9 protein-coding genes are annotated in these 22,291 nt (G+C 66.5%); 1 reads left to right on the top strand and 8 read right to left on the bottom strand.

Annotation, left to right across the window (positions count from 1 at the left end; all coding sequences use genetic code 11):
* Positions 1-14: 14 nt before the first annotated feature.
* The 6 genes from AB0D01_RS25285 to AB0D01_RS25260 all read right to left on the bottom strand — a co-directional run bounded on the left by AB0D01_RS25285 (position 15) and on the right by AB0D01_RS25260 (position 15,468).
* On the bottom strand, positions 15-1,208 hold the full coding sequence (locus tag AB0D01_RS25285) for a hypothetical protein (RefSeq protein WP_363058975.1): 1,194 nt from the start codon (positions 1,206-1,208) through the stop codon (positions 15-17).
* A 285-nt stretch (positions 1,209-1,493) separates the two neighbouring features.
* Complete coding sequence (locus AB0D01_RS25280; RefSeq protein WP_363058973.1) at positions 1,494-6,899, bottom strand: DUF3883 domain-containing protein; 5,406 nt, start codon at positions 6,897-6,899, stop codon at positions 1,494-1,496.
* Positions 6,900-7,135: 236 nt separating this feature from the next.
* Complete coding sequence (locus AB0D01_RS25275; protein WP_363058971.1) at positions 7,136-8,773, bottom strand: serine/threonine-protein kinase; 1,638 nt, start codon at positions 8,771-8,773, stop codon at positions 7,136-7,138.
* Positions 8,774-8,846: 73 nt separating this feature from the next.
* Positions 8,847-12,077 (bottom strand): DEAD/DEAH box helicase family protein, encoded by a 3,231-nt coding sequence (locus AB0D01_RS25270; RefSeq protein ID WP_363058969.1) that lies wholly within the window; start codon positions 12,075-12,077, stop codon positions 8,847-8,849.
* 41 nt (positions 12,078-12,118) lie between these two features.
* Positions 12,119-13,423 carry a restriction endonuclease subunit S gene (locus AB0D01_RS25265; protein WP_363058967.1) on the bottom strand — a complete coding sequence of 435 codons (1,305 nt, stop codon included), beginning with the start codon at positions 13,421-13,423 and terminating at the stop codon, positions 12,119-12,121.
* Positions 13,420-15,468, bottom strand: a complete 2,049-nt coding sequence (locus AB0D01_RS25260; RefSeq protein ID WP_363058965.1) for a class I SAM-dependent DNA methyltransferase — start codon at positions 15,466-15,468, stop codon at positions 13,420-13,422. The genes AB0D01_RS25265 and AB0D01_RS25260 overlap by 4 nt, the downstream gene beginning before the upstream one ends.
* Before the next feature lie 593 nt (positions 15,469-16,061).
* Here AB0D01_RS25260 and AB0D01_RS25255 point away from each other — a divergent pair.
* Complete coding sequence (locus AB0D01_RS25255) at positions 16,062-16,949, top strand: DUF5655 domain-containing protein (protein WP_363058963.1); 888 nt, start codon at positions 16,062-16,064, stop codon at positions 16,947-16,949.
* A 209-nt stretch (positions 16,950-17,158) separates the two neighbouring features.
* Here the strand turns inward: AB0D01_RS25255 and AB0D01_RS25250 are convergent, their stop codons facing one another.
* The gene (locus AB0D01_RS25250) at positions 17,159-19,924 is read right to left on the bottom strand and encodes an RNaseH domain-containing protein (RefSeq protein ID WP_363058961.1); all 2,766 of its coding nucleotides are present in this window, start codon (positions 19,922-19,924) and stop codon (positions 17,159-17,161) included.
* Positions 19,925-19,929: 5 nt separating this feature from the next.
* Positions 19,930-22,152, bottom strand: a complete 2,223-nt coding sequence (locus tag AB0D01_RS25245) for a hypothetical protein (RefSeq protein WP_363058959.1) — start codon at positions 22,150-22,152, stop codon at positions 19,930-19,932.
* Between the last annotated feature and the right edge of the window lie 139 nt (positions 22,153-22,291).

Here is a 22,291-nt window from a genome sequence, read left to right as displayed (position 1 = left end):
GCTCGACCAACCCATCACGGTGAGGCGGCGGAGCCGGTCTTCCATGGAGCGGTGCGATGCAACAGATCCATGTCGGTACAAAACTCCGCGGCGGGATCGTAACCGTCAGGCACGCAGGTGGATGTCATTTCGAAGTCCGAGCGGCTGCGAAGAGTCTGCAACTCACTCGGAAGGTCACGAAGCTGTTTGACGATCCCTGTGCCGCTACGTTGCCCTGCATCAGATCGGGACAGCAAGTCGGCCATATCTGCGTCCGGGACGACGACGTGGCAGTAAGGCACTGCAAGACTGAGCGCGTCGATGTCATGCAAGGCGCTCAGCTTCCAGGGCCTGGCGCGATTACGGAAGAGTTCGGTCTTGAGGTCCACCGCGATCCGCACGGAGGCTATCCGGTCGGCGAACGCCACCATCTTCTTGCGACCTGACTCAGGTTTGGTGGGATCGAGACCGACGGCTCGGTGGAGATCGAGTCGATACTCCGCCAGTAGTTCCGTCAGCAGTTGGGAATGCTCGTGCATCATCTCTCGTGCCTGGACCCGAACGCGGAGCTCCGGTCGGCTTACGGGATCGCTTGCCAGGAGCTGAGAGTAAGTGCTCTCCCACTCGAGCCTGCTACGCGCTGACTGGAGGGCGGTCTCAGGCTGGTAGCCGTACTTGGCTCGCAACTCCGAGATTTCCTCGTCTCTCGGGCCTGCGAGTACCTGAAACTCGGCGTACTGGTTCGCCTGGCGCAACCACGATTGCAGCTCGGGGCTCGCATCGACGTTGATCTTTCCCGCCGGGCCGTAGAGGGCGAGCGGAGCGTGCTCGCCGGTGACGGCCCACATGGCCCCAAAGCCAAGAACCTGCGGTCGCTTCGGCCGGAACGTGGGCCGGCCGAAGCACTCGTACATTGCGTGGAGCACTTGGTGGCGCATCAGGACCTGGCGCGACCGCAGGGTCCGGCCGTGGGACACCGACGCCATGATGCGTGCCAGGTCGAACCGCTGCCGTGGGTCAGTGATCTTGCTGGTCTCGAAGTAGTGCGTGTGAGAGAGGGGAAAGACGACACCGGCAGCGCTTGCATCCCTCACTGCAGCCAGGGCGTCGACGTCCGACGCTTCGCGCGGCGAGCCGTTTGCGGCCCGCGCCAAGCGGATCCACACCCATTGGTCGAGGTAGACGGTTGGTGTGGGTTCGTGGAGATCCAGGAAGCAGTCCGTTGCCATCTTCGTTCCTTCCCGCCCGGCGCGTCTTCAAGGGCCTTCCGTCGCTCATGGTTACAGCTCATCGCGCCGGTGTCGGTCGACTTCTCCCGTAGCCTCTGCCCGACGGACCTCCCGGCTACGCCGTGACTCTGCCCGACGACGGCCAGCCTCTTCGCGTCAAGGCGAAGGCGGCCTGGTGCGACCGGTTGTTCCGAGCCGTCGGCTCCATGCCGGGCGGCGCTGGCCGATGCGAGGCAGTGGTGAGCCGAGGCGAGTGATGGCTGCGGCGGAGGGGCCGGCTGCATCTCACAGCCGGTAGGCGAAGCGGAGCGCGCCGCCTTCCTCGCGGTAGAGCCCGCGGCCGCGCTCGCTGAACGGGTTCGGCAGCATGCGTACCTGCCGGTGCTCCGCGTCCAGTACCGAGGTGATCACCAGGATCCGCCAGCGGTCGCTGCCGGCGTACTTCTGCGCGGCCCGCACCTCGGTTTCGCCGAGCTCGATCTGCCCGCCCTGCCCCTGGGTGGCCTTGACCTCGTACAGCCGCGGACTCTTGCCCGAGCCGACCTTGAAGTCGTAGCCGAGGCTGTCGTCTCCGGCGGGCCCGGGGAAGATGTGGGCCCGGTTGCCGGAGACCCAGCTGGTCTCGTCGATCGCCGTGTCCTGCTCGCGAAGCCATTGGTAGGCGTGCCACTCGCCCACGAAGCCGATCGCCGAGCGCTGGGCGGACGACAGCCCGCGTTCCCCGTCGACGCGCCCGCCCGGCCGTCCACCCGAGGGGCCGGCCGCCTTCCGGGGCGGGATCGGCTTCAGCGCGGCCCAGCGACTGCGGGCGCTGCCGCCAGGCGGCGGGCCGGATTCCAGAGCGCGGCGCAGCTCCGAGGCCAGCTCGGTGAAGTCGCCGGACTCGATGTCGAAGTTCCGTTCGCCGATGGAGATGATCCGCTTGCGCTTGGCTCGTTCGGCGCGGGCCTGTTCCGCCGCGTTCCGTACCCGGTCCAGCTCGGCGGGGGTGACTCCGTGCGTCTGGGGCTCCGAGGAGGCGGCCATGCCCGCCGGCCACTGTCCCAGGGCGGCGAGCCAGCCAACGACGTCGTCCGCCGTGAGCTCGCGGAAGTCGAGTGCGCCCGCCCCGTCCAGCAGGGCGGTGACCTCCTCCGCGGCGGCCGCGTGCTCCAGCGCCGGGGGCAGCGGCTGTTTCGCGGCCTTGACCAGGGCGACCAGGTCGGGGGTGGTCCTGGTGATGACCGCGTGGTTGTGGCTGCGCAGCCTGTCGATCGCGGCGAGCCGTTCGCCCTTGGCTGGGGCGGGTGCCCCCAGACGGGCGGTGAGTGCCTGTTCGACGATGGCGCGCAGGAGGCCGTCGTCGGCGGTGTCGACGGTGAGCGCCCACTCTTTCGGAGCCGTGATCCATTTCAGGGAGCGGGTCGCGGGCCAGTCGGCGATGGGCCTGCGGGCGTCGAACTCTTCCCGACGGGCCCAGCGCAGCCGGTCGATGAGGGCACCGCGACCGAGATCCACGTGCCGGCGTACGGCCTCGTCGTGGGCCTCGGCGTGGCTGATCGGGCGGTACCGGGGCGCGAGCCCTGCCAGGGTGCGGTTCAGGTCCGCGAAGTCGACCTCCGCCACGACCCGGAGGTCGTCGATGTCCCGCGCGTCGCGCGCGGCCTCGATGAGCTGCGGGGCGTGCAGGGGAAGGGCGTCCGCGTACGGTTCGAGGCGGGCGAGGAACTCCCGGACGTCAGCCGGAGCCGGGTCCGTCACCTCTCGGGCCGCGTCGGCACCGAGGGCGTGTACGAGGAAGGGGTGGCAGCGCTCCAGTACTCCCGCGAGGGACCCGTCGAGGCGGTGAACCGTCTCCCTGACCTGGTGGACGGAGAGATCGAGCACCGTCGCGAGCTGCCGCTCGGTCGGTTCTCCGAGGGGTGCGTGCCAGCGCTCCAGTTCGCGGGCGGCGAGCTTGAGCGGGACCGCGTACTGCGGACGGTCCAGGACCTGGCTGACCGCGTAGCCGATCCGGGCCACGAAGTCCCAGGAAAGGGGCAGGTCGGGGGTGAGGACCAGCGGGTGAGAGGCATCGGGCAGGGGCAGCATGCCGTCCTGCCGTTCCGGGAGTTCCACGGCGGCCCCGTCGAGGCTGATCTTCAGCGAGACGTAGCGGTGGACGCGGACGCGGCGGACGGCGGCGACGAGGTCGGTGAGCTCGGCGTCGGTCGGACGGCCGCCCCGGGGCGGACGGTCGGCCAGGGTGCCCACCGCGAGGGGAAGCCACGGCAGCTCGTCGATGAGCGGCGTTCCGAGTCCTTCGGTGGTGCCGGAGGATCCGACGACGGTGGTGCCGGAGGCGCTGACGATCTCGACCGACAGGTCGGCGTCGTCGGCGTGACGTATCGCGTCCGTGCAGCGGCGGCCCAGGACACGGGCGACTCCGGCCGCCGCCCCCGGCACCACGAGCAGCGGAAGCCTGAGCTCCCTGGCCAGGCGTGCCTTGAGATTGTCCCGGTCTCCGGTGACGTACAGCCGTACCGAGCCGTCGAGGAGCGAGGCGAAGTCGACCGCGATGAGCTGCCGGCCCCGCTCCGCGAGCAGGGCTGAGCCGATGAGCGGCTCGATCGAGGCCGCTTGTGCGGCCAGGTCCTGCCAGGCGCGCTCGTTCGCCCGCTGTAGGGCGGGCCGGTCCGCGTCGTCCACGGCATCCGACTTCACCAGCTTGCCCAGGGTGGCGATGAGCCGGGCGCTGTCCCTGGGGTCGCCCCAGGTCGGCAATCCGGCATCGCGTAGCCGCCGTAGGGCCCGATCGGCGTCCAGCAGGGGGCGGAGCTGCCGCAGGACCGTCGGGGCGAAGGCCGGCTCCTGCTCAAGGGTCGCGGGGGCATGCCACGCCTCGCTCGGCCGGACGAAGCGGACGGTGCCGCCACTGCCTCGCACGGGGAGCCAGGGCTCGCCGCGGACGAAGGAGGACAGGGGGGTAGGGACGTGCTGCAGATCCTGGTTGCCCGTCCGGTCCCGGTTCCAGACGGTGGTGAGGTGAGTGTCGCTCCACCGGGCCAGGCCGTGCAGGACCAGTCGTGCATAGGCGATCCGGCCCGGTTCGCTCAGCCGCCCGGCGACGTCCTGGCCCGGCAGCCGGTACGCGGGGGTTCCGACGTACGGGGTGTACGGATGGGCGGCACGGCTCCGCGCGCGGTCGATGAACGGCCGCCACTGATCGGCGACTTCGTCGGACACCTTCGCCATGCTGATCAGGTTGCTCGTGGTGAGCGCGCCACCCTCGGCTTCCGTCTCCGCGCCGGGTGACACTACGGGGAGCAGTCCGTCGGTGACGCCGAGATCGCCGAGGAACTCCCGCCACTCCTCCAGGGTCTCGCCCCGCCTGCGGAAGTCTTCGGGTGGTGCGACGAGCCGCTCTGCCATGAAGCGGAGGCCGGCCGAGGACTCCCGCCCCTCGGCCACGACGGAGGCGAGATCGTCTCCGTGGGTCCCGGTCCATCCGGCCCCGAAGGCGGCGCCGGCCGCCTTGATGGAGGGTCCCTTGGCGGAGGGGACGTACAGCCCGAGCGGACGTAGTTGCAGGGAGTGTGCCGACTGCCTTGACCGGTGGAGGCGGAACACGAAGCGGAGGGTCTGCTCGCGCAGCCGCGCCGAGTTGCTCTCGGTGAGGGCGCGGCGGACGTGGTCGAGCAAGCCGGCGGCGTCGAAACGCCGGACGAGCCTGAAGCGTTCCAGGAACAAGCGGGCTTCCTGGCGTCGTACGTGGCCTTCCTCCTCCACCCAGTTCAGCCCCGGGTGCAGATAGAACATGCGCTTCTTCAAGGCGTCGGGCACGGCCAGGCCCTCGCCGCCCGTTGTCTCGCCGCGCGCTGGCTGGAAGAAGGCCTCCCGCCTGACCATCGTGCGCCGCGAGCCGCCCTTCGTGTCCATGGCGGGGTTGCCGTTGGCACGCCGGAGTTTCCCGTCGTCCGCCAGCAACAGCTTCCTGCCCCGCAGCACTGCGCCCTCGTCCTTGAACAGCAGGGCGAGATCGGCGTAGACGCCGTTCCAGTCGCCGACGGGAGCATCGGGTGCGGGTAGCGGCAGGGCTTCCACGATCCGCTCGGCGTGGTCCGCCCGCTGCTGTGCCGAGGGCTCCAGGGGGCACTTGAGCGCCTCGCACAATCTCGCGAGGCGTTTCAGGGGCTTGGCTCCGACGGCCGGATCGGCCACGCCGATGCCGACCGCCCCGGCCGCCTCGGCCGTGAGCACAGACAGCCCGAGCTCGGGCCAGAGCACGGAATCGCGGGGCGTGCCCCAGGAACCGTGGGGGGCTTCCCGGTTCAGGAGCGGTACGACGGGAACGTCCGCGAACTCGGCCCCGTGCACCTGGTGCGCAGCCTCGCGCAGCAGGGTGTGGGAGCGCTGCTCGTGCTCCCAGGTCACGAGATCGACCGCCAGCCTGCGCTCGGAGGGCCGGCCCCGCTCCCGCAGCGCGGCGGCCGCTGCCAGGGAGGTCTCGGCCGCCGCCGCGAACAGCATGCTGTTCAGCGGGTGCTCCCGGTCGAGGGCCGTACGGTCCACCTTCGTGAAGAACGGGGCGTTGAGGTGCCCGCGCAGGGGTGCGTTGGCGTCCTCTCCCAGGGGGAGGAAGGTGTAGATCCGGCCGCCGCGTAGCGACTCGGTCCCGTCGAGGGGCAACGCCACCTCGACCACGGCCGGTTCCTTCCAGTCACCCCACGAATCGTCCAGCTGTCCGAGTTCGGTCGCCGCCTCGATCGTGCCGCGCAGGCGCGCCACGGGGACACGGCCCCTGGCCACGAGGTACGTGCCCAGGGAGCCGAGTCCGACACGGACGAGGGAGACGTTCGGGCCGGTCCGCGCCGCACCGGCCTGCACACCGTGTCCCTGGGCCGGAATGACGCAGGTCCCCAAGGGGGCTTCCTGCCGGGCGAGTTCCGTACGCTGGGGGCTTTGGCCGCCCCGCCGCTCGATGACCAGTCGGTTGAGCCGGTCCAGGAACAGCATCACCGGGGCCTTCGCGGCGCCGAGCTCGTCGAGGCGGCGCACGGCCGCGTGCCGGGAGGCCTCGTTGCGCAGCGGGATCCTGATGACCGTCACATGACCGTCGCCGGCGAGCTCCTTGCACGTCGGGGGCACATCGGACAGGGGGAAGGGGACCTGGAAGGGCGGGAGTTCCTCCTCCGCCCTGCGTACGAGGTCCTCGTCCCCGAGCAATACCCGCAGGTCGTCCCGTACCGCGAACCGGAAGCAATACCCGTCCAGCACGGCCGGTCCCTCTCCGGCCGTGCTGGCGCTGTAGATCTCCGGGGCGTCGGTGATCTCCAGGATGCTGCGGAAGCCGACTCCCTTGTTCCCGATGCCCTCGCCGACGGTCTTCTCGCTCCGGGCGAGCTTGCACACGGCCTGGATGCTGGCCCAGGTGAAGGGCGTGCCGCCATTGGCCACGTAGAGCGTGCCGTGCGCCCCCTCGGCCTCGTCGAGCAGGACGTGCACGCTGCCGTCCTTCCGGCCTCCGCGGTGAGCATCGTGCCCGTTCTGGAGCAGCTCCAGGAGGAAGCGGCCGGCGTAGTCGCGCGCGTTGCCGTGCGAGGCCGCACGCAACTGCTGGGCGGGCTGCCACACCTGGGTGGACTGCCACTCCTTGAGTACGGTCTGCGCGTAGTCCCACAGCTCGCGGGCCCACGTTCCGCTCGGGCCGTCCATGTGCGTCGTACCGGCCATGTCCCCCTGCTTCCATGACGATCTCACGCAGACCGTAGCTCGGGCGTCGCTGACGGCGCAGGGCTGTCCTAAATCCGGGAAGTCATCAGGCCCGAGGCTCGGCAGAGCAGCGGCCCCGACGTCTTCCCGGGGGTGGGCAGACCCTCGTGGCGGTCTCCCACGGGCTGACCATGTCGTGGGCCGTCAGCGAGATGCGCGTGCCACGTACCTGGCTGCGTCTCCTACGACGGTCGGCGTCACGTCGTGAAGCGCTTGAGGCGTTGCATGAAGCCGTCGATGTCAGCCAGGTCTGGGGCGTCGGGGCCGCGCAGACGTTGGGTTGCCTCGCGCAGCGCTGCGGCAGCGCTGCGGGCTTCGGGGAAACGTTCGCGGGCGGCGTGGAGGCGGACGAGGTTGGCGAGGGCATCCAAGTGGCGGTCGACAGCCTCTGCGTCGGTGGGCTCCGGGGCCTGTGCGGTGTAGGCAAGGAAGGCATTGATCGCGGCACTGGACTCGCCGAGGGCCATCCGGCACTGAGCGACGTAGTACTGACAGAGCAGGGCCTGTTCGTCGTTGGCGCCGTAGCGGTCGGTCCAGGCGGTGCCCACCTCGTCGAAGAGAGGAGCGGCTTCACTGTGAGCGCCGGCCAGGAATCTGACCTGGGCCAGGGAGAACATCAGGTCGCCGTGCAGGACACCGTCCTGGGCGCGCTGGATGGCACCGACAAGGAGGTCCGCGGCCTGCACGAACTTCCCCGCCTGGGCGAGCTGTGCGGCGAGGTCAGCGGCCTCGCTGGCTTCTTCGTCGGTGAGCGGGGTGGACGGGGTCTCGGACGCAGAGTCTGGTTCGGCCGGCATGACCAGGGTCGGCGTGTAGCCGATCGGGGTGGGGCGCTTGGGCGGGCCACCGAACGGACGGCGGAAAGGCTGGCGCGGGTCGTGCTCGCTCTGGATAGCCGTAGAGCCGTCCCGCTGACAAGCCCATGGCAAAAGCGCGTCGTAGACCTGGGCGGCATTGAGGCGGCGCTCGGGTGCCTTGTCCAGCATGCCCAGCAGGAGATCTTCCAACTCTTGGGGGATGTCGTGACGCCGCCTGCGGATTGGCGGTGGGCCAGAATGCACGTGGTGCCAGGCGTGGGAGCCATTGGCATCGGCAGCGAATGGCGGTCGACCGGTGAGGAGTTCGTACATTACGCACGCCAAGGCGTAGATGTCGGAGGCTGGGCCTACCTCGTTTGCCAGGCTCTGCTCGGGGGACATGTAGGGCGGGGTACCGACCGTCATGCCCTCCTGGGTCAGGCGAGGGTGATTGCCGGAACCGCGCAGGGCAGCGACCCCGAAGTCGAGTACCTTGACGACACCGTCGGAAGTGATCATGAGGTTCGCGGGTTTGATGTCGCGGTGGACGACATCGTTCCGGTGTACTTCATCCAGGACGGAGGCGATCTGCACGACTGCCGCCGCTGCCCAGGAGACAGCCAGTGGTGAGACATCGTAGTCCGTGTCATCGACGATGGTCTGCACCTCACGTCCGCGCAGTAACTGCATGACCACGTAAAGCTGGTGTGTGGTCTCGTCGATGCCGGTGTCGTAGATGGCTGGGATGCCAAGGTGCTCCAGGGCGGCGGTGGTGCGAACTTCGCGCAGGAAGCGGTCGCGGCGGTTGGCCAGCATTTCGGCTGCGCCGAGGCCGGGGATGCCGGAGAGGCCGCGGGTATCGGTGAGCATCATCTTGACCGCGACGCGGCGGTCGAGGCGCTCGTCGTAGGCGTGCCAGACCTCGCCCATGCCGCCGGCGCCGATCGGCCGGTCGAGCCGGTAGCGTCCCGCTATAACGCGGGACGGCGACCCGCCGGCGTCCTCGGCTAGCCAATGGTGGTGCTCATCGTGCGGCACTGCAGCGATCCCTTCAGCCACGGCGCCTGCCCAGCACCGGAGGTCGTCTTGAAGTTGGGACTGATGATGCAGATTACGCGTCGGCCGGAGAAGTGGTTCCCGCTTCGCCGGATTTGATCGCTGCGGCGCGCTCGGCGGTGGCGCGGCGCTCCGCTTCGCGGCGTACGGGACGGCGGATGAGCCCGTACGCCTGCTGGGTGGCGACCTGTTTGAAGATCTTGTTGATGAGCGGATCGTCGTAGTACCGCACGAGCAGGGCGTCGTTGGACTTGGCCTGGTCGATGACGATGCGGTCCATGTCCTTGTCGACTTCGCGGCGGAAGGTCTCTTCGTCGTTGTGCATGCCGATTCGCTTCAGGTCCGGATCCTCCGAGACGGCGACGACGAGCTGGCCGAGAAGTATCTGGTCGGTGGTGGACAGACCGATGCCGTACTCGTCGTTGACCGACTCGATGACCTCGGCGAGGGACTTTTCCTCGGCCTCCGGGCCTGCGCCAGCGGGCTGTGGGACCAGGCCGGGCAGCAGTTGGAGACCCTCCGCCTTGAGGATGAGTTCGGCCGTGCCCGTCTTGCGGACGTTCATGTGGCTAGGAGTGACCTCGCCAACGTCCGCGCTTGCCGAGCCGACCGGGAGCCGGAGCCGGCGTACCAGGAACCTTCCGTATTGGTAGAGACGCTCCAAGTCCTCGTTCTCAAAGCCGATGACGTGGGAGAGCCAGCCGTAAGCCTTGACGTAGGAGTCCAGCGCGCGTCGGAACTCCTGTGCTGCGTCGGGCTCGTCCTCCGCCAGGGCGTTGAACCTGTCCACGGAGGGCTGGGTGTAGGCGTACAGCTTCGAGTGTGCCTTGGAGACGGCAGTGTCCGTGGCGGCGCCATTCTTGAAGGCGGCAAAGTAGGCGGTGACGAAGGCGTCCATCTCCGCCTCGATAAGCAGGCGATAGGCCATCACCTCGTCGTGCCGGGTGAAGAGAAAATCCGGATCGGTCGGCTCGGAGATCGACGCCTCGTAGTACTGCTGGAATGCCTCCTCGATTACATCCGGCTTGTTTGCGAAGTCCATCACGAACAAGTCCTCGGCCGATTTGAGGGGGTGTGTGCGATTCAGCCGGGACAGAGTCTGCACGGCGGCGAGGCCGGCAAGTAGCTTGTCGACGTACATCGTCGTCAGCAGGGGCTGGTCGAAGCCGGTCTGGTACTTATCGGCGACGACCAGGATGCGGTATTCAGGGCGGGGCACGGACGGCGGCTTGGGGTCGTCCAGGCGGGTGTAGGCGAAGGCTTCGGGCAGCTTGCTCTCTGGGAAGCCGTTCAGCTTCGCTTCGGTGTACTCGATCTCGTCCAGCGTGAGGGTCCCGGAGAACGCCACCAGAGTGCCGCAGTCGGTGTAGCCGCAGCGCTCCACGTAGCCGCGGATCGCCTGGTAGAGGCGTACGGCGTGCTCGCGGCTGGGAGTGACGACCATGGCGCGGGCCCGGCCGCCGAGCCGATTCGTCGTGTGGGCGCGGAAGTGATCTACGATGATCTTTGCTCTGGACTCCAGGGATGCCGTGGACATAAGCGCGGCTCGCACCAGATTCGCTTTTGCCTTGCGCGGATCAACCTGTCGCTCAGCCTCGTCCGCGGCGGCCTGCTGTAGCTTGAAGTATGTGCCGTAAGTGACATAGGTGCCGAGCACGTCGAGGATGAAGCCTTCCTCGATGGCCTGTCGCATCGAGTACACGTGGAACGGCTCGATCTGACCCGTGACAGGTGAATCGGTGCCGAACAGCTTGAGCGTCTTGTCCTTTGGGGTTGCGGTGAACGCGAAGAAGGACAGGTTGGGCTGCCTTCCGCGGGCCAGCGCGGCTGCAGTCAGCGGATCGCCGTCCTCGTCGACCGAGCCATCGCCCAGCTTGCCCAGCATCCGCTTCAGCGCGTCGGTGCCCTTGCCTCCCTGAGATGAATGTGCCTCGTCGATGATGATGGCGTAGCGGCGCTCGCGGCCGAGCTCGGACGCTTTATCCAGGATGAACGGGAACTTCTGGAGTGTCGTGATGATGATGCGGGCAGTCGTCCCGGTCAGTGCGTCAGCGAGCTGCTGGGAATCGTCGTCGACGCGCAGCACTACACCTGGAGTGTGGTCGAACTGGTAGATCGTGTCCTGGAGTTGCTTATCCAGCACCCGACGGTCGGTAATGACGATGACCTTGTCGAAGACCTGCTGATTGGGCCCAAGACCCTTTGCCTGGGCGGCGGCCGGGTCCAGGAACGTGGGATCTTCGGGAGTGTGCAGTGAGGCCAGACGATGAGCGAGCCAGGCGATCGTGTTCGACTTGCCCGATCCTGCGGAGTGCTGGATCAAATAGTTTTCGCCTGAACCGTGCGTGGCCGCGTGGTTCGTTAGCTTCCGGACCGCATGCCACTGGTGGAACCGTGGGAAGATCAGCGGCTGCTTGTGTGCGGAGCCGGGACGGTAGCGGGGGGCTTTGCCGGCCTTGGCTGCCTCGTCCTCCACGTGCAGATACCGGTGCAGTAGATCGAGCCAGTTGTCGCGCTGCATCACCTGTTCGAACAGGTAGGAGACTGCGTACTCCGCCCCGGGAGCGGCCCACGGGTTACCTGCCCCTCCGATGTTGCCCGGACCGCCGGTGCCCATGTTGAAGGGAAGGAAACGCGTCCTCGCCCCGGCAAGGCGCGTGGTCAGGAACACCAGCTCTGGATCAACCGCGAAGTGCACCAAGCTGCGACGGGCGAAGAACAGCTCGTTCGGGTCACGGTCGGTGCGGTACTGCCGCTTGGCGTCCTCGACTGACTGCCCGGTGAGGGGATTCTTCAGCTCGGCCGACGCGATGGGCAGTCCGTTCACGAAAAACGCGAGGTCCAGAGACTTGGTCGGATCCGCAGCGGAATAGCGGAACTGTCGCACCACAGTCAGCCGGTTCGCGTCGTACTCATCCAGCGCTCCCGCGGCGAGGGTATGGGCAGGCCGGAAGTACGCCAGTCGCAACTTGAGGTTGCGCTGAACCACACCGTGACGCAGCACGTCCAGCAGTCCCCGCTCATCTACCTGCTTGGCCACGTGCGCGGCGAACCGCTGGATCGCGGATTCCTCCGTCTCTGAGTACGTTTCCATCAACCGCTCCCACATCTCCGGCTGAGAGCTACGGAAGAACGCTGACAACTCCGATGTATCGATGCCGAGTTCGTGGCTGTAGGCCGTGGCCGGACCCCGCTCCCACTCGCTGCGGAGCAGGGCCGCCTCGACTGCGTCCTCGAAAGCGCCCTCGGAGTGAGCCTCGTGCGCGCGGGCCGGGGTGATTGGCATGTGAAAGCTCCATACGTACGTGGTCGTTGGGCGGCTGGTCTCTACGCGGGGGCGTCCTGGCGGGCTGTGGTCACATCTAGCTGGCCGATCACTGCGGCGGTGATGAGGGCCTGGCGACGCTCGACGAGGAGAGAGAGCTGTCGGTCGATCGTCCTGCGGAGTCTGTTTGTGCTGTCAACACTGTGCTCTACCTCAGCGAGTAGGGCGCGCTGCTGAGCAGGGGTAGCCACCGGGATTGGCCACTCTTTGATGTCCTCGCCACGGAGTTTGACCATGGACTGTGACGAGCCCCGCGCCGCTGATTCGATGAGCAACCGCACTCGGCTGCTGAGGGCCACTTGGGCGATGAAGGCCGCTTCAACGCCTGACGCGAGTCCGACACGATAGATCAGGTCGGGTAGCAGCAGCCGCTGGGAGTCGTCGGTGACCACGGCGACATCCCCGACCAGACTCGGTGTATTGGCTCGGGTTACGAGAAGGTCTCCCTGGCGCACCTCATAGGAGCGGGTGGGGGCGATGTCATTTGGGAGCCGCTTATTCTCACGCGGGTCGAATTGGCCTTGCTTTACGGCGCTGAGCTTGAGGACGCCCCATTCATCCTTGCCTTCTCGTGGCACGGCCTCACATTGAGGACTTGCCCCCTGCTCGATCTTGGTAACAAAGCGGCGCAAGGGCAATTCTCCGCACGACGCGGCGAGGTCGTCGATCAGGCCGTCTCGGAGTGCACGTTCCCGCTCATCGAGCTTGTTCCGCACGTCGAGTTGCAGCGTGGCCAGTTTGCCCAGGTGGGCTGTTTCAGCGTCGAGGTAGTCTGCGATGCGACGTTGCTCCTCCAATGGCGGCAGCGGCAGGGGAAAGCTTTGGATCTTGCTGCTATTGGTAGAAGCCAGGTTCGTTGTTCTCGTTCCTGTGCTCTCAAAGTAGGAGCGTCCGTAAAGCGACTGGGTCAAGTAGGCTAGAAACTTGCCGTTGAGACGCTGAGGGTCAGGTCGAATCGCGAAGATGTGGTTCTGGTGGAGGCACCCGTCAAGTTCGCCCTGCCAAACTGTGCCACGGCCCAGCTTGTCCAGGTCGCCGCCTTCGGTCATCAGGACGTCACCGGGCCGAAGCTTGCTGCGACGGGCCACACTCCGGGGTACGGTGATTTCCGTGACCGACTCGAGGTTAAGGCTTCCGGCTTGGACGTTGGCGACACGCAAGTAGGGTCGCGTGACGACGTCGCCTGTGATGTCCCGTTTCGCGTCGACTGTCAGCCCGTTCTGCAAGCGAGCGACGTAGCCGAGGCGGACCAATTGGTAGGTATCGGGAAGCCTCAGCGAATACGGGTCGAAGATTGGGTTGTTCACCGGGCCACTTCTCCAAGCAGAGTCTGAATTTCGGCCTCAAGGGCCTTCAGCTCGGCGTCAATTTCTGTGAGTGGCCGCGGTGGCGTATAGACATAGTAGTACCGGGTGAACGGGATCTCGTACCCGACGCGGAAACGCACAGTCTCCTTGGTCTTGGAGTCCTTGGACTCTGTGATCCATGCGTCTGCGGCGTGCGGCATTACCTCCCGCTCAAAATATGCGTCGATGTCTTCGCCTAGCGGTACGTTCTCAGCGTCTCGCAAATCAGGGTCGTGCTCGATCTGCCCCTTCTTGACGTACTGAACCTCGCCTTGAGGATCCGGGACGCCGACCGCGTCACGCATCGCCTTGTCGAAGGTCTTGGTCTTCGGCCAGGTGATGCCGGCTTGGTCCAGAGCTGAGCCCAAGGAAATCCACGCCTCAGCCTTGGTCTTCCATGAGCCGCCCAGCAGCGGTTTGAGCGCGTCGGCCAGCTTCTCCGGGCCGCCCTCCCCGAGCTCCTTCTCCACCGCTTTGGCTACCCGCAGCGTGTCAAGGGAGTCCTCTGAGACTTCAAACCGCAGCTTGAGCGGCCGGTCCACCGTGATGCGCTGATAGCCGAAGTTGTCCGCGTCGAAGACCTTGACCTTTTCCGGCACGGAGTGGTGCGAGCCGTCGCCAGAGCGCGCGAGGCGGTACGCCTCCCCGTACCAGGCGCAGACCTCCCTGCGCTGCTCCTCCGTCATCTCCTTGCGCTTATTGCTCAGGGACTTCCGCATCTTGGACCACTGGTCCCGCGCATCGATCAGGACGATCCGGTCCCTGAGGTTCTTCGGCTTACGGTTCGTGACGATCCAGACGTACGTCGAGATGCCGGTGTTGTAGAACAGCTGGTCCGGAAGGGCGACGATGGCTTCCAGGTAGTTGTTCTGGATGATCCAGCGGCGGATTTCGGATTCACCGGAACCGGCGCCGCCGGTGAAGAGAGGGGAGCCGTTGAAGACGATCGCGATGCGGCTGCCGCCGATTTCCTTCCCCTCGGCGTCCTTCTTCAGCGGCCGCATTTTGTGGATCATGTGCTGCAGGAAGAGGAATGAGCCGTCGTTGATTCGAGGCAGTCCGGCACCGAAGCGGCCGTCGTAGCCGCGATCCTCGTGCTCCTGCTTGACCTGCTTTTCAACCTTCTTCCACTCCACGCCGAAGGGAGGGTTGGCGAGCATGTACTCGAACTGCTCGTCCTCGTGGCCGTCCTGGGTGAAGGAGTTGCCGAAGTGGATGTTGGAGGCGGCCTGGCCCTTCAGCAGCATGTCAGAGCGGCAGATTGCATACGACTCGGCATTGAGTTCTTGCCCGAAGACGTTCACACGCGCGTTGGGGTTGAGGGCTTTGATGTGATCCTGTGCTGCGGAGAGCATGCCGCCGGTGCCGCAAGCAGGGTCCAGGATGTCGATCACCGGCGCTGCACCAGTCAAGCGCTCACCGTCCGGAGTCAGGAGCAGCTCGACCATCAGCTCGATGACCTCGCGTGGGGTGAAGTGCTCGCCGGCGGTCTCGTTCGAGGCGTCCGCGAACTTGCGGATCAGCTCTTCGAAGACGTAACCCATGTTGTGGTTGTCCACGGCCTCGAGGCTCAGGTCGATTCCTGCGAACTTCTGGACCACGAGGTAGAGCAGCCCGGCCTTGGCCAGGCGGTCGATCTGGAGATGGAAGGCATAGTGATCGAGGATCTCGGTGGCCTGCGCGGAGAAGCCGCTGATGAAGTCGTTGAGGTTCTTCTCGACCTTCTGCGTGTCCGGGTCAGCGCCGATGGTGTCGAAAGTCTGCCGCGAGAGATTGTAGAAGTCGCGGCCGGCAGTGGCGCGCAGGACCGCGTCCTTGTTCTGCCCTGCGAAGGACTCCGCGCGTGCCCATACGGCCTCGCGGCTGTCCTTCATCACGCAGTCCATGCGGCGGAGTAGCGTCATAGGCAGGATGACCTTGCCGTACTCGGAGCGCTTGTAGTCGCCCCGCAGCAGGTCGGCGACCGACCAGATGAAGTCGGCCAGCTCCTGATTCTTGTCGCTCACACGCCACCTTCTTGTGTTGTTTCGCTGCGGTGCCTGGCTGCTCGCACCGTACCGGAGAGATCGGACAGGGCTAGCGTACGGAAATCGTACGGGCCGCAGGGCCTGTGCCGATGATCTCGAGGTGGCTGAGCCCGGGGGCCCGCACACAAGCGGCCGTGAGGGCGATGAGGATGCCCTGAGACATCACGATGTCCTTCACCTGGCAAGATGCAGGGGGTGCGGGGCGCCGACGAGGTCGGCCGCCAGCATGCCCGGGCTCGGAGACTGGCATGCGTCAGGGCCCGCAGCGCAGCGGTGTCGTTCTGCTCCCACGCAGATTTTGAAATGCCGGGAGCGTGTGGTAAAAGCTGAAGATGCCTACTCTTGCCACTGATATCAGCGTCTGACCTGCGAAAACGCATTTCCCTGGCGCTCGTCCCGTGATGCTGTGGGACATTTGCGGGATGCTCGGACCCCTTCGGTGTCGGGGGGCACGGGCGTCCCCCTACGGGCCGGCGGTAGCCTCTTACACCGTCTTCACAGGCCCGAAGACCTTGATGGAAACAATTCGATCACCGTTCGTTGTTGCAGGCTCCGTAGCCGAGGAAGGGAAGGTGACGGGGCTGAGACTGTTCAAGCTCAAGGGTGAAGTGACGGAGGTCGTGCCACGTCTCGCCGAGGTCGAGGCCGATGTGCAGGACCTCGTTGAGGCGCACATGGAGGCCATGCTCGGGGTGACGTTCCTGGCGAGCGAATACAGCACGGGACCGGTGCACGGCGGCCGCGTCGACTCGCTGGGCATCGACGAGAACGGCTCGCCCGTCGTGGTCGAGTACAAGCGTTCGACTGACGCGGGCGTGATCAACCAGGGCCTGTTCTACCTGGCCTGGCTGATGGATCACCGGGACGCCTTCCGGTGCCTGGTCCGCAACCGGCTCGGTGCGCAGGCTGCGGCCCGGGTGCGGTGGAGCGCGCCGAGGCTGATCTGCGTGGCCGGCGACTTCACGCGCTACGACCTCTATGCGGTCCGCGAGCATGGGCACTCCATCGACCTGGTGCGCTACCGGATCTTCGGCGACGAGCACTTCGGGCTAGAGACTGTCGCCTCGGCTGGTGGGACCCGTACGCCGGCGCGGGCGGGGCGCCGCCGGGGCGCGGGCCTGGAGCAGCGTGCTGAGCGGCCGGACGGAGCGATGGGCATGCTGGCTGCGGCGGTGGACGAGGTGCTGCTCGGGCTCGGCGAGGGCGTCACCAAGGTCGAGAACCAGACCTACACTGCCTATCAACGGCTGCAGAACTTCGCCTGTGTGTGCTCGCGGAAAAGCAGGCTGCTCGTCTACCTCAAGGCTAGCCCGGCTGAGGTCGAGCTCGTCCCTGGGTTCAGCCGGGATGTGACGGCGCTCGGCCATCACGGCACGGGCAACCTGGAGGTGCGGCTGCACAGCGAGCGCGACCTGGAGCGCGCCCAAGAGCTCTTCCGGATGAGCTACGCCGTGGTGTAGGCCTTGTGCTGTGTCGTTCGGCGTATACGAGATTCACGCCGACTCGGTTTGTGGTTGTGGTCTGGATTCGGGTTGCTGCCTTTCGTGGCCAGGTGTTGAGGGGCCGTGGACCACTCGTGATCCAGTGGGTCCCCGGTTTGGCGAACCGGGGACCCACTGATGACTCTCGCCGCTGTTGTGTGGCCACTGCTCGACGGCTGTTGCTCAGCTCAGCTGATGTATTCCTCCATCAGCTTGGCGAGGTGCAGGAGTAGCGGCATACGCGTGGCTGTGTCCGTGTGGAGGTGGCACCTGCGCAGGTTGTTCACGTACGCGGCCAGATCAGGGCCGCGGTCGCGGGGTTGCTTGAAGGAGACGTGGATCTCCAGAGACGCGGGGTTAGCTCCGTGGCGGGTGGCGTTCTGTTCGTCGCCTGAGTACTTGGAGACCTCCTTGGGGAGGCGGTGAGTATCGGGCCGTGGGTTGATCGCCAGGTACGCGTGATCGTTCCACTCGACGACGCCGGAGAACCTGCCCCATTCCTCGTACGGCAAGCCGACTGAGTTCGTGGTCGGTTCCGTAGACGCCTGGCTCTTGGAAGCCGCGTCGGGTGATGTGTCGTCGTCCGACTCATCAGGCGCGTCGAAGAGGTTGGCGCCGAAGGCCAGGGGGATCTCGTAGGGCTCCTCGTTGATGCGAACGATGCGTAGGCCCGGCAGGTGCTTGGGTTCGCGGTCCTCGCCGTGGTGCGGGTGGGCGCAGTCTTCCCCCGGAAGCCGGAGTTCGTCCGGGGTGATGTGAGGGTTCTGTAGCCAGGGCCATACTTCCCGGTTGCGTAGAGTCTGCGCGCGGGCGAGGAACAGCCGTTCAGTGTGGGAGTCGAGCGCGAGGGCCTGGGTGATGAAGTCATTCAGTTGGGCCTTGTCGCGTCGCCGTACCCGGCCACGTCCGGCGGTCAGAGCGCGCGGGAGATGCTCGATGGGGATGGGCGCTTCGTGAGGATGACCCGGGGACGGCATGAGCTGGGCCGTAGTGTTGCCGTCGGTGTCCATGCGCAGGACGTACGGGATGATCCATGGGCCGGCCTGCGCGATGTGTACCGTGGCCAGTTCGAAGCGGCCCTTGACGCCGATGGGGGCTGGCAGGCGGGGCAAGTGGGCGAGCGAGCGGAGGAGGTCCTTCACCGAGGATGCGGCACGCTGGACGTCCTCGCACCGGACGTCACTGTCTTCGAAGGGTTTGAGCCCTGCGCTCTTGGCGTCGGGCTTGGGATCGGCCGTTACAGGGTGCAGGCATTGCACGTGCCGGTTCAGCTGGGGGAGCGTGTCCTTCAGGAACCGATATGGGTCGTCCTCTCCGGCCATGGCGAAGTTCACAGGCTTGTCGATCTCCACGAGGCAACCGATCAGCCGATCGGCCTCGGGGAACTCCTTGCGCAGAGCTTCTGCTCGCTGCCCTCGTACCTGCCTTCGGTGCGCCGTGCGGGCCTCTGGCTCCTCGCCCGGCGGAGGTTTGGGCAGGCCGGAGACAAGCGCCCCGGGATTGCGTAGTACCAGGGTGATCTTGGTGGGCCCGGCGTACTCATGGATGCCGGGGTCTGAGTCGCGTTCACCGAGGTGCTGGTAGCCCAGCAGCCTGGTGAGCGCCAGATGGACTGCTTGGTAAGTCTTCGGCGCACAGTGCCAGAGTTCGAGATGGTAGAGAGCGCCCTCGCGTGCCGGAACGAGCCGCGGTGCTCGGCGTTGGGGGGCACGTTCTAGGGCAGGAAGTGGATCAAATCCCAGCTTCGCGAGCGGTTCCTTGAGGTGTTCGAAGAGAGTGAGGTGGTCGATGGGCTGCAGGCCGCTCTCCGCGGGGTGGCCATGAGTCTTGAATGCCGGCGGCTCGCCCTCGAGGTCCGTTCGGGTGAGGTAGGTGTAGCCGGGGGCGTGCAGCAGCAGCGCGGCGGGGTCCTTCGTCGTATCAGCGCTGCGTTGGATTCCGGCGGCGTGGCGGGGGTCAGTGCGGACGTCGTCGGGATTGGGGTAGCGGTTGCTGGACGGGAGTGACGGCAGGATGCGCGCGATGCTCGGCTGCCACTGCCACCTCATGTCCTGCTTCTTGCCGGTGACCGATACGGGTGCGCGCAACAGCATGGGACGCTCGATATCCCGCAGAGCCCCCTTAGGCAGGTAGAGCAGGATGGTTGCGGTGGCAGGGCCGTCGCCGCGACGCGGGATGTAGGCGGGCTGGGCACCACCAAAGCGGGCGATGTGGGGGACGGCGCGGAGGATGAGTCGGCCGTCGTGGGGCATGGACACCACGCGCAGCGCTGTCCGGTGGGTCCAAAGACCGTAGGCCCCTTCATCGTTGAGCTCCCTGGGCGGCCAGCTGAAGATGCTGCGCTCGCCGCGGTCGGTCAGAGGGCCGAGGGCCGAGAAGCCCTTCACGCTCTGGCCGGGCATCGCGAGGTTGTCGTCCACCCAGCGTCCCGCGATGTAGGTCGCGAGCATGGAGAACGTGCTGCTGTGTGGGGTTGCTGTTCCGTTTGCGGCGCGGCCATGTGCCAGCAGATCGACCTCGGACGGCGTCCACTCCAGGGGTAGCGAACGCTTGATGAGGGTGGACCAGTCAACGTCGTTCTGGTGGGGTGCGACGTGGGTGGTGATCCAGAACTCAAGGGCCAGTTGGATGGGGAGTTCGTGCTGTGGTCGTTGCATCGCGTGGAGCCAGGGGCCTTCTCCCAGTCGGCCTTCGACTGCGAGGACGGCCGGTTCCACTTGTTCGATGAGCTCGCGTAGTGCGTACGTCGGCAGGTACTTCGAGCGGGCTTTCGGGTTACTGCTCCAGGCCCGCTCGAGCCGTGGCAGGAGCGACGGAGGGAAGGTCGCCGTGTGCACGGGGATGGGCAGGGTGGCTCCGCAACGTGCTTCGAAGCCGGGCGTGATGATGTGGTTGTAGCGAGGCGGTGGCTTCCTCTTTCCGGAGTCGGCCTCGGTGGTGTCGGCTTCGTTCATGCGTGTCATCCCCAGTCGATGGTGTCGAGCAGGTGTCCCAACAGGCCCCATACGGCCGTGTGGATCTGATGGTTGAGGCGCGCGCGGGGATCCGCTGTCGGTCCTGGATCGGCGAGCATCTGACGTGTGAGGTCTCGGCATGCGACCAGCACGCTCGTTCGATCGGTGTCGGGAGCGGTATCGCGGGGGTCTGCCGCACGAGGGGCGAAGGCGGCGTCGAGGAGGTAGACCTGCACAGGCACGTTGCCGCGTAGGCCACGCCCTGTGGTCTGGTAGAGGGAGGCTCCCTGGTCTGCGACGAACGCGTGGCGGAGGTAGTCCTCCTTCATTGCGCGGAAGTTGAGCGGGCGGCCCATCATCGTGCTCCAGGTGGCGCGGGCTCCGAAGGCGAGCTTCCTCATCTCGTTTGCCGCGTCGGCGTCGGGATCGTCGCACAGGATTGGGTTCAAGAGTCGTTGCATGGCTTGGGCGTTGAGGACCGCGAGCGGGAAGGAGAGGTCCGTCGGCGGTGGGTGCAGGCGGGCCAGGTAGAAGATGGCCTGGATCGCTGCGACCCCGTGCTCGTTCAGCATGTTGTGGCCTCGGCCGGCGGAGCCTTCTGCAGCTGCCATCACCTGTGCATCTGTTCGGGGGAAGGCGGAGATGCGGCGATGGTTGAGGCCGTAGAGGCCCGGCGCCTGACGGTCGGGCACGACGTGGACGGCGCGCACGCCGGTCCGGGTGTTCATGTAGTGGGCGCTGGTGGCAGCGTCCTCTGTGCTGAGCGCCACGAAGAGCGCGCGTCGGCGGTCAGGATCGCACCCTTCGAGCACTTGCTCGAGGAGGGAATGGGCTGCTCCGGGGTCGGGGGTACAGACCGCGTCGGTCATGGCCCGGACTGCCGCTTGGCGGGCACCGCGGCCGCCGGCGCCTGAGACGTAGATGCCGCGTTCGTGGCCCGGGCGTCGTCGCGGGCGGAAATAGAGGCGGCTTTTCCGGATGGCGTCGGCGCAGTCGGGAGGTTCTCGCAGGATGAGGGTGGGGAGGATGTCGATGTGGTAGCGGGCGGAGAGCGGGTTGTAGCTGGTTGCCGACGACAGCAGGACGTGTGGGCCCTCGACGCCCTCACACGCGAGGAGATCGTGCAGGTGATAGAGCAGCCATCGGCCGACCCCACGAAGCCACAGCAGGTCCAGTGATCCTCTGTCCTGTTTGGGATTGCGGGTCCACTGAAGTGCCATCATGTTGCCCATTGGCTGCTCGGGGACGAGGGCAAGCAGCTCTGGTTTCGGCTGGTGGGCGAGCATGTTGTTCGTGTCCTCCGCGCCCATGAGTGACCGGAGCGATTCCTGCATGTGGGAGAGCTCGAACACGGTGTTCGTGATGCGGGCGCTCCAGCAGCCGGCGACAAGGACTCGCGCGAATTCGGCCAAGCGCTCGCCAGGGTGAGGCATCCCCTCGGGGATGTGGTGCGTGAGCCAGTCCTGGGCTACTTCCTCGGCGCTCGATTCGGTGTCGTAACCGGAGGTCATTGTGTCGACCAGGAGCTTCAGTCCAGGGGGAGGGGTGCCGAAGGGGTCTTCGACAAGCCGTGCGAAGTGGGTGTGGAAGTACTCCTCGGCTCGCTCCCACAGATGCGACTGTTGCTGCTCCTCGACTCGGCTCGTGATGCCATGCATGGCCCGTGCCAGCCGCATGAGCAGGGTATGGCCGCTGAACGGGCCGTCGGCCGTCACCTCGCCCAGCAGTTCGCTGCCTGCGCCCTCGCCTTCTTGCCCCTCGGTCAACAGTCTCATGAGCAGCGGCAGCAAGCCGGCGAGAGCGGCGGCGTGATAGGCCGCGTACTGCTGGTAGCGAAGTCCCTGCCGCTCGGCCATCGGCCGGTACCACGTGCGTGCCAGACCCTCATGCCAGGCCAGCGCGATACGGCTGCTCCAGCCATCGGGACTCGTCAGCGGCTCGTGGTGCATGAACTGCTTGTCGAACTGCGTCATCACCTGGTCCGCCTCGTCAGCGACGAGGAGGTCGAGTTCATGTTGAGCGGGAATCACCCATTGCGTCTTGTACGTAGCGGGCTCAGCCCTGCTGGCAAGAAGTGCGGCTGGCGTGGCCACCCAGACCTGTGCCGTTGGAACGCGGCGGACCGCAGCCTGCGCCGGGCACACGGCGAGCAGGGGGCAGTCGACAATCTGCGTACGCTTGCCCGAATCGTCGATGCGGAGCTTGTCCCGGCAAGGCCGCTCGTCCATGGATAGCGGCGTGGCGGCGCGGCCAGAAGGTTCCAGGAGGCTCTCTAAGGGTTGTCCCGTAAATGATCTTTGAGTTGCCTCGGGGATAGTGGGCTGCTGTACCGCCCGTAGGCCTATCCGGCGAGGGCGAGGTTGTGCA

The organism is Streptomyces sp. NPDC048606 (assembly GCF_040650855.1).
In the GTDB taxonomy this organism is placed as follows: Bacteria; Actinomycetota; Actinomycetes; order Streptomycetales; family Streptomycetaceae; genus Streptomyces.
This window is presented reverse-complemented; position numbering and strand designations above follow the sequence as displayed.

Excerpts from the sequence above, each read along its gene's own strand:
- AB0D01_RS25285 (WP_363058975.1), bottom strand. The coding sequence starts at position 1,208 with ATGGCAACGGACTGCTTCCTGGATCTCCACGAACCCACACCAACCGTC.
- AB0D01_RS25280 (WP_363058973.1), bottom strand. The coding sequence starts at position 6,899 with ATGGCCGGTACGACGCACATGGACGGCCCGAGCGGAACGTGGGCCCGC.
- AB0D01_RS25270 (WP_363058969.1), bottom strand. The coding sequence starts at position 12,077 with ATGCCAATCACCCCGGCCCGCGCGCACGAGGCTCACTCCGAGGGCGCT.
- AB0D01_RS25250 (WP_363058961.1), bottom strand. The coding sequence starts at position 19,924 with ATGAACGAAGCCGACACCACCGAGGCCGACTCCGGAAAGAGGAAGCCA.
- AB0D01_RS25245 (WP_363058959.1), bottom strand. The coding sequence starts at position 22,152 with ATGGACGAGCGGCCTTGCCGGGACAAGCTCCGCATCGACGATTCGGGC.